Source organism: Streptomyces sp. NBC_00597 (assembly GCF_041431095.1).
Classification (GTDB): Bacteria; Actinomycetota; Actinomycetes; order Streptomycetales; family Streptomycetaceae; genus Streptomyces.
Map to the genome: position 1 here is coordinate 1,604,130 of NZ_CP107757.1, position 14,482 is coordinate 1,618,611.

The window sequence follows — 14,482 nt, forward strand, 5'->3', positions numbered from 1 at the left end:
TCGTCGTCCTCGTCGGTGACAGCAGGCTGCGCACATCATCTCCTTGACCTGACGGGTGGCTCCGGGCACGGGGAGCCGGGAACCGGGGGAACCCTAGCCCGGCCACGTTCAAGTCCGGGTCGAGTCAGGCGAATTCCAGGTGTACTCCGATGCGGCGTCGAGGAGCCACTCGGCGAGGTAGCCGGCGAACGAGGAGCGCACCAGGACCCTGAACCCGGGCCCGGCTTCTGCGCGCGCGAGCACCACCTGGGCCCGGGCCAGTGTGGTCTGGGCGCAGCGCCCGGCTCCGAAGGAGCGGGGGTGCAGGTCGAGGGAGCAGCCGTGTGCGAGGAGTTCGGCGGCCCGGGCCCCGCCGACGAGCAGGGTGGTGCGCTGCGCGGAGACGTCGACGACGGCCGCGTGCCGGTCTCCGACGGCCTCGCGCAGGCGGGCTTCGAGGTGCGTCCGGGTACCGGCCGGGCCGATGACGAGCCATTCGTCCGGGCCCAGCCACAGCGCCGCGAACTCGCCACCGCGGGCGAGCGTGTTCGGTTCCAGCGGCAGGGGGAAGCCGAGGGCGGGCCCGACGGCGTCGGAGGCCGGGCCCTTGGGGTCGAGGCGTACGTCGACCTGGGCCAGGAAGGGGAGTTCCGCGAGCCGCAGGGCTCCGCCCGAGGCTCGGGTGGCGGCGGCGAAGCGTTCGGCGTACCGCGACAGGGGGCTCGGCCCGTCGCGCCGGGCGGTGGTGTCAGCCATCGCGACGTGTCCCCTCGGGGTCGTAGAGCGGGGTGCTCGCGACGGTGACCGGGACCAGGGCGTCGCCCACGGGTGCGTACAGCCGGTCGCCGATGCGGTCCCGGCCGCCCTTGACGAGGGCGAGTGCGAAGGTCCGGCCGAGTGCCGCGCTGCGGTAGGCGGAGGTGACGTGGCCGAGCATCGGCACCGGCGGTTCGGGGAGCGCAGCGGTGGCGACCAGCTGGGTGCCTTCGGGCAGCAGGACGCCGGGGTCGTCCGGCAGCAGGCCGACGAGGTGCTTGCGGTCGGGCCGGGCGGTGTCGGTGCGGGCGTGGGAGCGTTTGCCGATGAAGTCGGGCTTCTTGCGGGAGACGATCCAGCCCATGCCGAGGTCCTGTGGGGTCACGGTGCCGTCGGTGTCCTGGCCGACGATCGGATAGCCCTTCTCGGCGCGCAGGACGTGCATGGTCTCGGTGCCGTACGGGGTGATGCCGAAGGGGCGGCCCGCCTCGTACAGCGCCTCCCACAACTCGGGCGCCTGCCAAGGCAGTACGTTGATCTCGTAGGCCAGTTCGCCGGAGAAGCTGATCCGGCACACGCGGGCCGGGACGGCGGCGACGGCCGTGTCCCGCCAGGCCATGAACGGGAAGTCAGCTGCTTCCACGGCGAGTTGGGGGGCGAGCTCGCGCAGGACGTCCCGGGAGCGGGGTCCGACGAGTGCGACGGTGGCCCACTGTTCGGTGACCGAGGTGCAGTGCACGCGCAGTTCGGGCCATTCGGTCTGGAGCCACTCCTCCATCCAGTCCAGTACGGCGGCGGCGCCGCCGGTCGTGGTGGTGACGAGGAAGCGGTCGTCGGCGAGGCGGATGGCGGTGCCGTCGTCGAAGACCATGCCGTCGGGGCGGCACATCACTCCGTAGCGGCACATGCCGGTCTTCAGCGTGCTCATCACGTTGGTGTACAGCCGGTCCAGGAAGACCCCGGCGTCGGGCCCCTGCACGTCGATCTTGCCGAGGGTGGAGGCGTCCATGAAGGCCACGCCCTCGCGGGCGGCCCGGCACTCGCGCAGCACCGCGGCCGCCATGTCCTCACCGGGCCGCGGGTAGTACCGCGGCCGTTTCCACTGGCCGACGTCCTCGAACTCGGCGCCGTGCGCGAGGTGCCGCTCGTGCAGGACGGTCACCCGTACGGGGTCGTGCAGCGGGCCCCGGTCGCGGCCGGCGAGCGCCGCGAAGGAGACCGGTGCGTACGGGGCGCGGAAGGTCGTCGTGCCCAGCTCGCCGATGTCGACGCCGAGCAGGTGTGCGACGACTCCGCTCGTGAGCACGCCGGAGGTCTTGCCCTGGTCGTTCGCGGTGCCGGCCGTGGTGTAGCGCTTGAGGTGCTCGGCCGAGCGCAGGCCCGCACCGGTCGCGCGGGCGAGGTCGGCGACGGTGACGTCGCGCTGGAGGTCGACGAAGCAGCGGGCGGGGTCCGCGCCGGGGACCACCCACAGGTGGCGGGCGGGGGTGCGGGGCTGCCGGGCGACGGCGGGGAGCGGGAGCGCCCCGTGCACGGCGAAGCCCTCGGCTTCGAGTGCCCGGGCTGCCGCTGCCCGGCCGTCGGCCAGGCAGCGGGAGAGGTCGTACTCTCCTCGTGCCGCTCCGGCGGCCTCCACCGCCTGTCGGCAGCCGTCGGGTACGAACGTGCCGAGCGCGGTGTCGTACCGCAGGCGCCCGCCGGCCTGGCTGAACAGGTGGACGACCGGGTTCCAGCCGCCGGAGACGAGCAGGACGTCGGCCGGGACCTCGCGGACGGCGCGGGCCTGGCGGACGGCGGAGCCTTCGCCGGGACCGGACACGGTCACCGAGGAGACCCGGGGTGCGCCCGCGGTGCCCGTGACCACGTGCCCGGCGAGCACGTCGATGCCGGCCTCGGCGGCGCGCACCGCCCACTGCCCCGGCTCGGGTCGGGCGTCGACGACCGCCGCGACGGCCACGCCGGCCGCGGCCAGGTCGAGGGCGGCGGGGTAGGCGCTGTCGTTCGTGGTGAAGACGACCGCGCGGTGGCCCGGTACGACGCCGAACCGGTGGAGGTACGTACGGGCGGCCCCGGCGAGCATCACCCCGGGGCGGTCGTTGTCGGCGAAGGCGAGGGAGCGTTCGTGGGCGCCGGTCGCGAGCACGACCCGGCGCGCCCGGATCCGCCATACCCGTTCGCGGGAGACGTGCGCGGGGGCCAGCGCGCCGAGGTGGTGGGTACGGCGCTCCACGGCGAGCACGTGGTTGTCGTCGTAGTGGCCGAAGACGGTGGTGCGCTGCAGTACGCGCACCTCGGGAGCGACTCGCAGTTCCGCGGCCGCCGCGGCCACCCATCCGGGCAGCTCGCCGGTGCCGAGCAGGCTGCCGCCGGGTTCGGGCCGGTCGTCGGCGACGACGACGCGCGCGCCGCTGCGGGCGGCGGCGGTCGCCGCTGCGAGACCGGCGGGGCCCGCGCCGACGACCAGCAGGTCGCAGTGGGCGTGCACGGCGTCGTAGCGGGCGGGGTCGGGTGTGGTGGCGAGCCGGCCCTGGCCGGGGAGGCTGCTCGCGACGAGCCCCTCGTACAGCTCGATGGTGGTGGCGGGCAGCATCGGCTCGGGGAAGGGCGCCTCGATCTGTACGACGGCGCCCGGCTCCTCGACTCCGGCCGTGAAGATGCCGCGCGGGCGGCCGAGCCTGATGCTGCTGCCTGCCCGGTGGACCCCGTGGGCGAGGAGCGCGGAGGCGAGGGTGTCGCCGCGGTAGCCCTCGTACTCGACGCCGTCGAAGCGGAAGAGCAGCGGCTGGTCGCGGTGGACGCGGCCCCGTTCGGGCAGCCGGTAGGGGTGTTCGGTCACGGGTTCACCGGCCTGGGCTCGCCGCTCCGGTAGACGGCCCGGATCTCGTTGGTCGCCGTGTCCCGGACGGCGTTGAACCAGCGGCGGCAGCCGTCGGCGTGGTGCCAGCGTTCGGCGAAGGGGCCCTTGGGGTTGTCGCGGAAGAAGAGGTAGCGGGCCCACGCCCCGTCGCTCAGGGCCGCGGGGTCCGCGGGGTAGGGCACGTGCGCCTGGCCTCCGTAATGGAATTCGGCCTCGCCACGTGGCCCGCACCAGGGGCAGGGGATGAGCAGCATCGTCTCGGCTCCTCAGTGGGCCACCGCGGCCGCGCCGTGCTCGTCGACGAGCGCGCCGGTGGTGAAGCGTTCGAGCGTGAAGGGGGCGGCCAGCGGGTGGGGGGCGTCGTGGGCGATGGTGTGCGCGAGGGCCCAGCCGACGCCGGGTGTGGCCTTGAAACCTCCGGTGCCCCAGCCGCAGTTGACGTACAGGTGCGACACGGGGGTGAGCCCGGTGATCGGTGAGGCGTCGGGGCTCACGTCGACGATTCCGCCCCAGGTGCGCAGGACGTGCGCGCGGGCGAAGACCGGGAAGAGTTCGAGGGCGGCCGCCATCTGGCGTTCGATGATGTGGAACGCGCCGCGTTGGGTGTAGGCGTTGTACGCGTCGATGCCGGCGCCCATGACCAGTTCGCCCTTGTGGGCCTGGCTGACGTACACGTGCACCGCGTTGGACATCACGACGGTCGGGTGCACGGGTTCCAGCAGTTCGGAGACCAATGCTTGCAGCGGGTGGCTCTGGAGGGGGAGTTCGAAGCCGGCCATCGCGGCGAGTACGGAGGAGTGGCCTGCCGCGCAGAGGGCGACGCGGCCGGCGGCGATCGGACCGAGCGAGGTCTGCACGCCGGTGACCCTGCCGTCCCGTACGTCGATGCCGGTGACCTCGCAGTTCTGGATCAGGTCGATGCCGGCGGCGTCGGCGGCGCGCGCGAGGCCCCAGGCGACGTGGTCGTGCTTGGCGATGCCCGCCCGCGGCTGGTGGGTGGCGCCCATCACCGGGTACCGCACGTCCGGTGAGGTGTCGACGATCGGGCAGACCTCCTTGACCTGCGCGGGGTCGAGCCATTCGGCGTCCACGCCGTTCAGCCGGTTGGCCTCGACGCGGCGCACGCCGTCGCGTACGTCCTGGAGGGTGTGGGCCAGGTTCAGTACGCCGCGCTGGGAGAACAGGAGCGGGTAGTCGAGGTCTTCTTCCAGTCCTTCCCACAGTCTGAGGGCGTGCTCGTAGATCCCGGCGCTCTCGTCCCACAGGTAGTTGGAGCGGATGATGGTGGTGTTGCGGGCCATGTTGCCGCCGCCGAGCCAGCCGCGTTCGAGGACGGCGACGTCGGTGATGCCGTGGTTCTTCGCGAGGTAGTGGGCGGTGGCCAGGCCGTGTCCGCCGCCGCCCACGATGAGCACCTCGTAGCCGCGCTCGGGCTGGGGGGTGCGCCACAGCCGTGCGGGGTGCTCGGGCAGTCCGGCCCCCGGGGTCCGCGGGCTCATCGGGCGGCTCCGGGCAGGCCGCGCAGTCGGCGCATCCCCGGGTCGAACAGCGGCTCGGCGGCGACGACCGCCGCGATGCGCCGGTCGAAGTAGCCGATGCGCAGGGCGCGGCCCGGTGTGGCGAGTTCCGCGGGCAGCCAGGCGTAGGCGATGCACTTGCCGATGGTGTATCCGTACGCGGCGCTGGTGACGTGGCCGACCGGTCGGTCCCCGTCGTACACGGGCTCCTTGCCCATGACGACGTCGGCCGGGTCGTCGATGGTCAGGCAGGTGAGGCGCCGCCGAACGTCCGCCGCGCGCCGCTCCAGTGCGACCCGGCCGATGAAATCGCCCTTGCCCGGGTTCACGGCGAAGCCGAGGCCGGCCTCGTACGGGTCGTGTTCGTGGCTCATGTCGGTGCCGAAGGCCCGGTAGCCCTTTTCCAGGCGCAGGCTGTTGAAGGCGCCCCGGCCGGCCGCGATGCCGCCGTACGGTTGCGCGGCCTCCCAGAGGGTGTCCCACAGTTTCAGCCCCGTGTCGGCGGTGGTGTACAGCTCCCAGCCGAGCTCGCCGACGTAGCTCAGGCGCAGGGCGGTGACGGGGACGGCGCCGACGTGGGCGCTGCGGGCCCGGAAGTAGCGCAGGCCCTCGTTCGAGAAGTCGGCGTCGGCGAGCGGCTGGAGCACCTCGCGCGCCTTCGGCCCCCACAGGCCGATGCAGCAGGTGCCCGCGGTGATGTCCCGTACGGTCACGGAGCCGTCGTCGGGGAGGTGGCGGGTGAGCCAGTCGAGGTCGAGGTTGTCGTTGGCGCCGATCTGGAAGCGGTGGCGGGCGAGCCGGGCCACCGTGATGTCGCTGCGGATGCCGCCGTTCTCGTCCAGCATCAGCGTGTACGTGACCGAGCCGACGGACTTGTCGACGTCGGAGGTGGTCAGGCGCTGGAGGAAGGCCGCGGCTCCGCGGCCGGACACCTCCAGCCGTTTCAGGGCCGTCATGTCGTACAGGGCGACACCCTCCCGGGTGGCGAGGGCCTCGGCGCCGACGATCGGCGACCAGATCCGGGCGGCCCAGTCGTCGGGTGCCGGGACGTCCCACCGGTCCAGCAGGGGCGCGTTGGCCTCGTACCACTGGGGCCGTTCCCAGCCGGCGGCCTCCAGGAAGAAGGCGTCGAGCTCCCGCTGGCGGACGTGGAACGGGCTGGTGCGCAGCGGACGCGGCGCACCGGCCGGCTGGAGCGGGTGGAGGATGTCGTAGACCTCGACGAAGTTGCGGCAGTCGCGGGCGAGGACGTACGCGGGGGCGAGCTGGTGCTGTTCGAACCGGTTGACGTCGCATCCGTGCAGGTCGAAGGAGGAGCAGTGGCCGTCCACGAGCCATTCGGCCATGGCTCGGCCGACTCCGGCGGAGTGGGTGACCCAGACGGCCTCGGCGACCCAGAAGCCCTTGACCTCGGATGATTCGCCGAGCAGGGGCATCCCGTCGGTGGTGAAGGAGAACAGCCCGTTGATCCCCTCCTCGATCTTGGTGTCGCGGGTGGCGGGCAGCAGGGACCGGGTCTCGGTCCAGGCGTCGGCGAAGTCTTCGGCCGTGAACGGCAGTACGGACGGCATCCGGGGGGAGGAGTCCGGCGGGGCGATGTCGTCGGCGGAGACCGGCATGGGGCGGTGGCCGTAGGAGCCGATGCCGAGCCGGTCGAAGCACTCGCGGTAGTAGAGGTCGGCGTCCTGGTGGCGCAAGACGGGGTGGACGGCCTCCTCGGTCCGCCCGGCGAGTGCGGGGACGGGGCCGGTCCATGCCAGCTGGTGGGCGAGCGGGGTCAGCGGCAGGCTCGTGCCCGCCATGCGGGCGACCTTGGGGCCCCAGATGCCGGCGCAGCACACGACGATGTCGGCGGGGATCTCGCCGTGGTCCGTGACGACGGCGGTGACGCGGTCGGCTCCGGTGGTGTCATCGGTTTCGGTACGGACGTCCAGGACCTGGTGGCGGTCGAGGACGCGTACGCCGCGGGCACGGGCGTCCCGGAGCTGCGCCTCGACGGCGAGCACCGACTTGGCCAGGCCGTCGGTGGGGACCAGCAGTCCGCCGAGGACGCGGTCGCGGTCGATGAGCGGGTGCAGGGCCGCGCATTCGTCCGGGCCCACGAGCCGGCCCTCGACGCCCCAGGAAGTGAGCCAGCCGTGGCGGCGGTGCAGGTCGGTGAGGCGTTCCGGGGTGGTGGCGAGTTCGAGTCCGCCGATCGGGAGGAAGCAGGGCTGCCCGTCGACGTCGAGGGTGGCGAGCTTCTCGACGGTGTAGCGGGCCAGTTCGGTCATGGTCTTCGAGGGGTTCGCCTGGAACACGAGGCCCGGGGCGTGGGAGGAGGAGCCGCCGGTGACGGGGAGGGGGCCCTGGTCGACCACGGTGATCCCGGTCCAGCCGCGCAGGGACAGTTCGTCCGCCAGCGCCGCGCCCACGACGCCCGCTCCGATGATGACCACGCGCGGTCCCGCCATCTCCGCCCCTCCGATTCGAAAGAAGTCGAGTTGCAGTTTCCGTACAGTCGCCGGGCAGTTGTCGAACAGTTGCCGTCAGCGCAACGTGGTGCAGGTTGCGCAACTCACAGTGCCGCCCGCCCAGGGTGGTGTCAAGAGCGGCGATCGGCCCCGCAACTCCCCTGTGCGCAGGGCGGGAACAGCCGTGCCCGGAGGGCTGCCGGAGCAGCCTTCCGGGCACGGTGCGGCGCGCGGGAACGGGGGCCGGATCAGCCCTTCTTCCCGAGCCAGGCGTCGACCTTCGCACGGTTGGCCCCCACCCATTTCGCGGCGGCGTCCTCCGGCGACATCTTGTCCTGCGCGATGTACTTCGCCACGAGGTTCTGGTCCTCGTTCGACCAGTTGAAGTTCTTCACGAGCCGGTAGGCCGGACCGTCGGCATCCGCGAACTTCTTGCTGACGATCTTGTCCAGGGCGTACACGGGGTAGTCGCAGGCGACCTTCTCCGGGTCGTCGTCGCAGCCCGCCTTGTACTCCGGCAGCTCCACCTTGACGAGCTTCAACTCGGAGAAGAGCCACTGTGGTTCGTAGAAGTAGCCGATGACGGGCGTCTTCTTGGCCTCGGCCTGGCGGAAGGCCTGGATCAGCGCGGCCTCGCTGCCCGAGTACACCACCTTGAAGTCGAGGTTCAGGTTCTTCACCAGCGCCCCGTCATTGGTGACGAACGACGGGTCCCCGTCGAGCAGTTGGCCCTTGTCGCCGGACTCAGAGGTCTTGAGTTGGTCCGCGTACTTGTTGAGGTTCTGCCACTTGGTGATGTCCGGGTACTTCTGCGCCAGCCACGGCGGGACGTACCAGCCGATGACCCCCTTGTTGCCGGTCTCCCCGGCTGCGACGGCCGTCTTTTGCTGTTCGACGTACTTCTTCTTCAGGTCCGCGTGGCCCCAGTTCTCGACGATCGCGTCGACCTCGCCCGTGCCGAACCCCTGCCAGGCGACCTCTTCCTTGAGGTCCTTCTTGGTCACCTCGCAGCCGAGGTCCTTCTTCGCGACGTACGCGATGACCGCCGCATTGGCCTCGTACCCGACCCACGGGTTGACGGCGAGGTTGAAGGAGCCGCACTTCCCCGCGCCGGCGCCACCGCCCGAGGACCCGGCGCCCGCCTCCCCCACCTTCGCGCCGCTGCACCCGCCGAGGGCGAGGGCCAGCGCCGACAGACCGGCCAGCGCGGCCAACCCGGCCGGGCGCCACCGCTGCGGGTGCGGCTGCCGCTGCGGGTGCGGTCCTGTATTGCCGATTCCTGCCATGTGTCCTGCCCCTTCTTCCGCCTCAGCGCCCGCCGGGGGCGTTCGCCGCCCGGTGCGCCGCCGCCTGGGTGATCCGGTCGAACATGACCCCGAGCAGCACGATGGCCAGGCCCGCGGCCAGCCCCTTGCCGTACAACTGGCCCTGAGAGAAACCCGCCACGACGTCGTAGCCGAGGGCGCCCGCCCCGACCAGCCCCCCGACCACGACCATGGACAGGACGTAGACCAGCCCCTGGTTCGTGGCGAGCGCGAGGGCACCGCGGGCCATCGGGAGCTGAACCTTCGTGATGATCTGCCAGGTGCCCGATCCGGCCGAAACCGCCGCCTCCACCGTGTCCAGCGGCACGCCCCGCACCCCGTCGGCGATGATCTTCACGGTCACCGGGGCCGCGTAGACGATCGCCGCCACGATCGCCGTGAACCGGCTCGCCCCGAACAGCGCCAGGAACGGCACCAGGTAGACGAACGCCGGCATCGTCTGCCCCGCGTCGAGAACGGGGCGGACGAGCCGGTCGGCCAGGGCGCTGCGCCCCATCCACACGCCCACCACGACACCGAGCGCCAGGACGATGACCGTGGCGACCAGGCTGGAGGCCAGCGTCGTCATGCTGTCCCGCCACAGGCCGGTGCCGACGATCAGCGCCACGCACGCCGCCGCGGTGGCCGCCACCCGCGGGCCGCCCGTCAGTGCGCCCAGGGCCACCACGACCGCGCCGACCAGCCACCAGGGGGAGCCGGTCAGCAGCGCCTCGAAGGGGTTGAGCAGCAGGGTCGTGACCAGGTCGCGCACCGCGCCCGTCACACCGGCGAAGCCGCCCTGCGCCCACGCGGTGGCGGAGTCCGCCGTACGCGCGATCGCCGCGCCGACACCGGAGCCGGCGGGGAACTGCGCCGCCCATACGTAGGTGTGGGAGAGCCAGACGCACCCGCCGGTGAGCACGGCGCCGGCGAGGAGCAGGGGGCGGCGCCGGCGATCCCGGCGGCCCCCGCGCCGCCGCGCGTCCTCCTCGCTCGCCGCGGTGGTCACCCGGTCGAGCAGGACGGCCAGGACGACGATGGCGAGCCCGGCGTTGAACGCCGTGCCCACGTCGAGCGTCTCCAGTGCCTTGACCACGGTCTTGCCCAGCCCGGGGGCGTCGATGAGCGCGGCGATGGTGACCATGGAGAGCGCGGCCATGATGGTCTGGTTCACGCCCAGCACGACGGTCCGCTTCGACAGCGGCAGCAGTACGGTGGCGAGCGTCTGGCCGCGCGTCGCGCCGAGGGACTGCGCCGCCTCGACCGTGGCGGCCGGTACGGAGCGGATCGCGTGGGCGGTGATGCGCACGGCGGGCGGCGTCGCGAAGATCAGCGTGGCGATCGTGGCGGAGGCGGGGCCGATGAGGAAGAACAGCGTCAGCGGGGCCAGGTAGACGAAGGTCGGCATCGTCTGCATGAAGTCCAGCACCGGGGTCGCCAGCCGGTACACCCGGTCGGACAGCCCGGCCCAGACTCCGAGCGGAATGCCGATGAGCAGGGAGACGAGGACGGCCGCCAGGGTCAGGGCCAGCGTGTCCATGCTCTCGCGCCACAGTCCCTGGAGGCCGAAGAGGACGAACCCGGCGACGGCCAGCGCCGCCACCCGTACGTTCCCGAACACCCACGACGCGTATCCGACGAGGGCGACGACGCCCAGCCAGCCGACCAGGGGGACCGGGCGGCCGTAGGACGGCTGGGCGAAGAGCCCCTGGAGGAAGGTGACGAGGGTGTCGATGACCAGCCGGATCTCGTTGAAGACGTAGAGGAAGACCGGGTTGCTGTTGCGGCCGGCGCCGACGGCGTCGTTGATCTCGTTGAACCGCCGGTGGAGCGGAGTCAGTTCGGCCGTGCCGAGGGGAAGCGTGTGGATGCCGCGCAGCGCCGCCCACAGGACGAGCCACCCGACGAGGACCGCGGCCGCGACCACCGCGCGCCCGCCGCGCACCGGAGCCCTCCGCGCGGTCACCGCTGCCGGGACGGCCATCACGCACCGCCCTCCGGGCCGGCGACGACCGCGAGGACCTCCGCGTCGCCGACGACGCCCAGCAGCCGCCCGTTCTCCACGACCTTCACGGGCCGGTCCGCCGCGAGGACGGCCCGCGTCGCCTCGCGGACAACGATGTCGGGACCGAACTCCGGGCCGTCGAGCGCGTCGTCCGGGCGGGCCGGACGCATGATCCAGCGCAGGGTGAGCACCTGCGAGCGCGGCACGTCCGCGACGAAGTCCCGGACGTAGTCGTCGGCTGGCGCCCCGACCAGCTCGTCGCCCGTACCGCACTGGACCGTGCGGCCGTCGCGCATGATGAGGATGCGGTCGCCCAGCTTCAGCGCCTCGGACAGGTCGTGGGTGACGAACACCATCGTCTTGCCGACCTCCCGGTGCAGCCGCACGACCTCGTTCTGCATGTCCCGGCGGATCAGCGGGTCGAGTGCGGAGAACGGCTCGTCGAACAGGAGCACGTCCGGGTCCCCGGCGAGGGCGCGGGCGAGCCCGACGCGCTGCTGCATGCCGCCGGAGAGCTGGTCGGGGTGGGAGTGCTCGTACCCGGCGAGGCCGACGAGCTCGATCACCTCCATGGCCCGCCGGGTCCGCTCGGCCCGGCCGGCGCCGCGGATCTCCAGGCCGTAGGCGACGTTGTCCAGGACCCGGCGGTGCGGCAGCAGCCCGAAGTGCTGGAAGACCATCGCGAACTTGTGCCGCCGCAGCTCGCGCAGCCTCTTGCGGTCGGCGCCGCGGATGTCCTCGCCCTCGAAGAGGAGTTCGCCCGCCGTCGGCTCGATCAGCCGGGTCAGACACCGCACGAGCGTCGACTTCCCGGAACCGGACAGGCCCATGACCACGAAGACCTCGCCGGGCGACACGTCGAAGCCCACGTCCCGCACGGCCGCGGTGCAGCCGGTGCGCTCCATCAGCTCGCGGCGGGAGAGGGCGCACAGCTCGGGCGAGTCCGGCACCCGCGCGGGCTTCGGCCCGAAGACCTTCCACAGGCCGCGGACGGAGATCACCGGGGTCCCGTCCCCGGGCGCGCCCCGCTGCGACGGCGGTTCTGTCTTCGTTGCGGTCACTGTCGGCCTCTCTTCGGATGGCAGCGGCTCAGCCGCGGAACCAGTGCTGCGCCCTGGGCTGGATGTTCTGCCAGATGTGCTTCGGTTCGCGGTACTCGTCCAGGCCCGTCGGGCCCAGCTCGCGGCCGACGCCCGAGTGCCCGAAGCCGCCCCACTCCGCCTGGGGGACGTAGGGGTGGTAGTCGTTGATCCAGACCGTGCCGTGCCGCAGCCGCCGGGCGACGCGCTGCGCCTTGCCCGCGTCCTGGGTCCACACCGCCCCGGCGAGCCCGTACTCCGTGTCGTTGGCGGTCCGTACGGCGTCGTCCTCGCCCGAGAACCGCTCCACGGTGAGCACGGGGCCGAAGGACTCCTCCCGCACGACGCGCATGTGAGGGCGGCAGTCGTCGAGCACGGTCGGCGGGTAGTAGAAGCCGCCGGCGAGCGCGGGGTCCTCGGGGCGCCGGCCGCCGCAGCGCAGTACGGCGCCCTGCGCGAGACCGGCGGCGACGTACTCCTCGACCTTGGCCCGGTGTCCGGCGGAGATCAGCGGCCCGGTCTCGGCGGCCGGGTCGAAGGGGCCGCCCAGTCGGATGGCACGGGCGCGGCGCACGAGCTCGTCGACGAAGGCGTCGTGCAGCGGGTCCTCGACGATCAGGCGGGCGCCGGCCGAGCAGACCTGTCCGGAGTGCAGGAAGACGGCGGTCAGGGCGAGGTCCACGGCCGCCTCGAAGTCGGCGTCGGCGAAGACCACGTTGGGGTTCTTGCCGCCCAGTTCGAGGGCAACCCTCTTCACTCCGGCCGCGGCGGCGGCCATGACCCGCCGGCCCGTCTCCAGGCCTCCGGTGAACGAGACCATGTCCACGCCCGGGTGTTCGGCGAGCGGCGCGCCGGCCTCGGGCCCCGCTCCCAGGACCAGGTTGGCCGCTCCGGCGGGCAGTCCGGCCTCCTCCAGCGCGCGCATCAGCAGGACCGAGGTGGACGGGGTGAGCTCGCTGGGCTTGAGGACGAGGGTGTTGCCGGCGACGAGGGCGGGCGCGACCTTCCAGGCGGCCTGGAGCAGGGGGTAGTTCCACGGGGTGATGAGGCCGCACACCCCGACCGGTTCGTACACGACCCGGCTCACGGCGTCCTCGCGGCCGGTGTCGACGACCCTGCCGGCGCTGGTGCCCGCGATCCCGCCGAAGTGGCGCAGGCACGCCACCACGTCGGCGATGTCGTACTCGCTCTCCACCAGGCGCTTGCCGGTGTCGAGGGATTCGGCGCGGGCGAACTCCTTCGCCCCGCGCTCGATCACCGCGGCGGTGCGCAGCAGGAGCGCGCCGCGCTCCCGTTCGGGTGTGCGCGGCCACGGCCCTTCGTCGAAGGCGTTGCGCGCAGCGGCGATCGCGGCTTCGGTGTCGGCGCGCGTGCCTTCGGACACGGTACGCACGAGGGTGCCGTCGGCCGGGCAGTGAATGTCCCGACGGCCGCCCGCCACCGCTTCGCGCCACTTCCCGCCGACGTACAGATCTGCCACGCGCGGAGCCCTCCATACGGGTAACACCGGTATGTGCGTTGCGTATTGTGCATCGTAGTGCTCGGAATGGAACGACACGATCGCCCACGGGGTGCGGTACGTCAAGGGGACGCACGGCCCGGCGGCCGGGTACGGAGGCTGCGCGGCGCCCCGTTCAGCCTTCGAGGCGCTCCAGCAGCGCGCGCCGCCAGCGTTCGGTCTCGGCTATCTGGTTGAAGGTGAACAGGTGCAGCCCGGCCACCGCGGACCCGGGCGCCGCCAGCGCGGGGGCGCTGCGGCGCAGCAGCCGCTGTGGGGAGTAGCCGCCGGGCGCCGCGAAGCGCAGGAACCACGAGGGGTGCCGGGTGAGGAACTTGGCCGACTCCCCCACCCCGATCTTCGTGGCCATGGACAGCAGCTTCGCGCGTTCGACGGGTCCGGCGACGCCGACGTGCACGGGCAGCACGATGCCGCGGCGGCGCACCTGCGCGAGCCAGCGGCGCAGGGTCGCCGGGTCGAAGCACAGGTTGCTGACGATGTACGACGCGTGCGGCTGCTTGTCCCACATCGCCCGGACGGTGACGTCGTCGTCGATGAGGGGATGGCTCTCCGGGTAGCCGGTGATGCCGACGTGCGCGAACGGGCTGCCGAGCTCGCCGAGGCGGCGTAGTACGGGCAGCGCCGCGTCGTACGTCCCGGCCGGCGGGTCGGCGTCGCCGGCCGGGACGAAGACGTCCTCGATTCCGGCGGCGACCAGCCGGTCCACGATCTCCGCGAGGTGCCCGGCGCCGGCGATCTGCCGGGCCGGGACGTGCGGGACGACCCGGTAGCCGTGCCCGGCCAGGCGGGTGGCGAGGTCCAGGGTCGGACCGAGGCCCTTGGCCGGGGAGGCCGTGACCGTGACGGGCACGTCCGCCGGGACGTGGGCCAGGACCTTGTCCTCGGTGGCCTTCGCCGGCAGGACCTCGTAGCGGACCCTGCGCAGGAGCTCCGCGAGGCCGCCCCCGGTGACCGGGGCCGGCACGGGGCGTTCGGGGTACGGCGTGGGCCGGGCGGCGGACATGCCGCTCCTC

The 14,482-nt window shown here is 72.8% G+C and carries 8 protein-coding genes and 1 pseudogene; all 9 read right to left on the reverse strand.

Annotated elements, in window-relative coordinates:
- Positions 1–108: 108 nt before the first annotated feature.
- Positions 109–735 (reverse strand): sarcosine oxidase subunit gamma, encoded by a 627-nt coding sequence (locus tag OG974_RS06860; protein WP_371645799.1) that lies wholly within the window; start codon positions 733–735, stop codon positions 109–111.
- Positions 728–3,846 (reverse strand): annotated as a pseudogene (locus OG974_RS06865) (sarcosine oxidase subunit delta family protein). Before OG974_RS06865 ends, OG974_RS06860 begins: the two are co-directional and overlap by 8 nt.
- 12 nt (positions 3,847–3,858) lie before the next feature.
- The gene (locus OG974_RS06870) at positions 3,859–5,091 is read right to left on the reverse strand and encodes a sarcosine oxidase subunit beta family protein (protein ID WP_327281742.1); all 1,233 of its coding nucleotides are present in this window, start codon (positions 5,089–5,091) and stop codon (positions 3,859–3,861) included.
- Positions 5,088–7,562 carry an FAD-dependent oxidoreductase gene (locus OG974_RS06875; protein ID WP_371645801.1) on the reverse strand — a complete coding sequence of 825 codons (2,475 nt, stop codon included), beginning with the start codon at positions 7,560–7,562 and terminating at the stop codon, positions 5,088–5,090. Before OG974_RS06875 ends, OG974_RS06870 begins: the two co-directional genes overlap by 4 nt.
- 248 nt (positions 7,563–7,810) lie before the next feature.
- The gene (locus tag OG974_RS06880) at positions 7,811–8,848 is read right to left on the reverse strand and encodes an ABC transporter substrate-binding protein (RefSeq protein WP_327281744.1); all 1,038 of its coding nucleotides are present in this window, start codon (positions 8,846–8,848) and stop codon (positions 7,811–7,813) included.
- A gap of 22 nt (positions 8,849–8,870) precedes the next feature.
- Positions 8,871–10,850 carry an ABC transporter permease gene (locus OG974_RS06885; RefSeq protein ID WP_371645804.1) on the reverse strand — a complete coding sequence of 660 codons (1,980 nt, stop codon included), beginning with the start codon at positions 10,848–10,850 and terminating at the stop codon, positions 8,871–8,873.
- Positions 10,850–11,932, reverse strand: coding sequence for a glycine betaine/L-proline ABC transporter ATP-binding protein (locus OG974_RS06890; protein WP_327281746.1), 1,083 nt, complete (start codon positions 11,930–11,932; stop codon positions 10,850–10,852). Before OG974_RS06890 ends, OG974_RS06885 begins: the two co-directional genes overlap by 1 nt.
- Positions 11,933–11,960: 28 nt before the next feature.
- Positions 11,961–13,430 carry an aldehyde dehydrogenase family protein gene (locus OG974_RS06895; RefSeq protein ID WP_371645807.1) on the reverse strand — a complete coding sequence of 490 codons (1,470 nt, stop codon included), beginning with the start codon at positions 13,428–13,430 and terminating at the stop codon, positions 11,961–11,963.
- Positions 13,431–13,584: 154 nt separating this feature from the next.
- Positions 13,585–14,472: a methylenetetrahydrofolate reductase gene (locus OG974_RS06900; RefSeq protein ID WP_327281748.1), complete on the reverse strand. Its 888-nt coding sequence runs from the start codon at positions 14,470–14,472 to the stop codon at positions 13,585–13,587.
- Between the last annotated feature and the right edge of the window lie 10 nt (positions 14,473–14,482).

Excerpts from the sequence above, each read along its gene's own strand:
- OG974_RS06860 (WP_371645799.1), bottom strand. The coding sequence starts at position 735 with ATGGCTGACACCACCGCCCGGCGCGACGGGCCGAGCCCCCTGTCGCGG.
- OG974_RS06875 (WP_371645801.1), bottom strand. The coding sequence starts at position 7,562 with ATGGCGGGACCGCGCGTGGTCATCATCGGAGCGGGCGTCGTGGGCGCG.
- OG974_RS06880 (WP_327281744.1), bottom strand. The coding sequence starts at position 8,848 with ATGGCAGGAATCGGCAATACAGGACCGCACCCGCAGCGGCAGCCGCAC.
- OG974_RS06900 (WP_327281748.1), bottom strand. The coding sequence starts at position 14,472 with ATGTCCGCCGCCCGGCCCACGCCGTACCCCGAACGCCCCGTGCCGGCC.
- OG974_RS06885 (WP_371645804.1), bottom strand. The coding sequence starts at position 10,850 with ATGGCCGTCCCGGCAGCGGTGACCGCGCGGAGGGCTCCGGTGCGCGGC.
- OG974_RS06870 (WP_327281742.1), bottom strand. The coding sequence starts at position 5,091 with ATGAGCCCGCGGACCCCGGGGGCCGGACTGCCCGAGCACCCCGCACGG.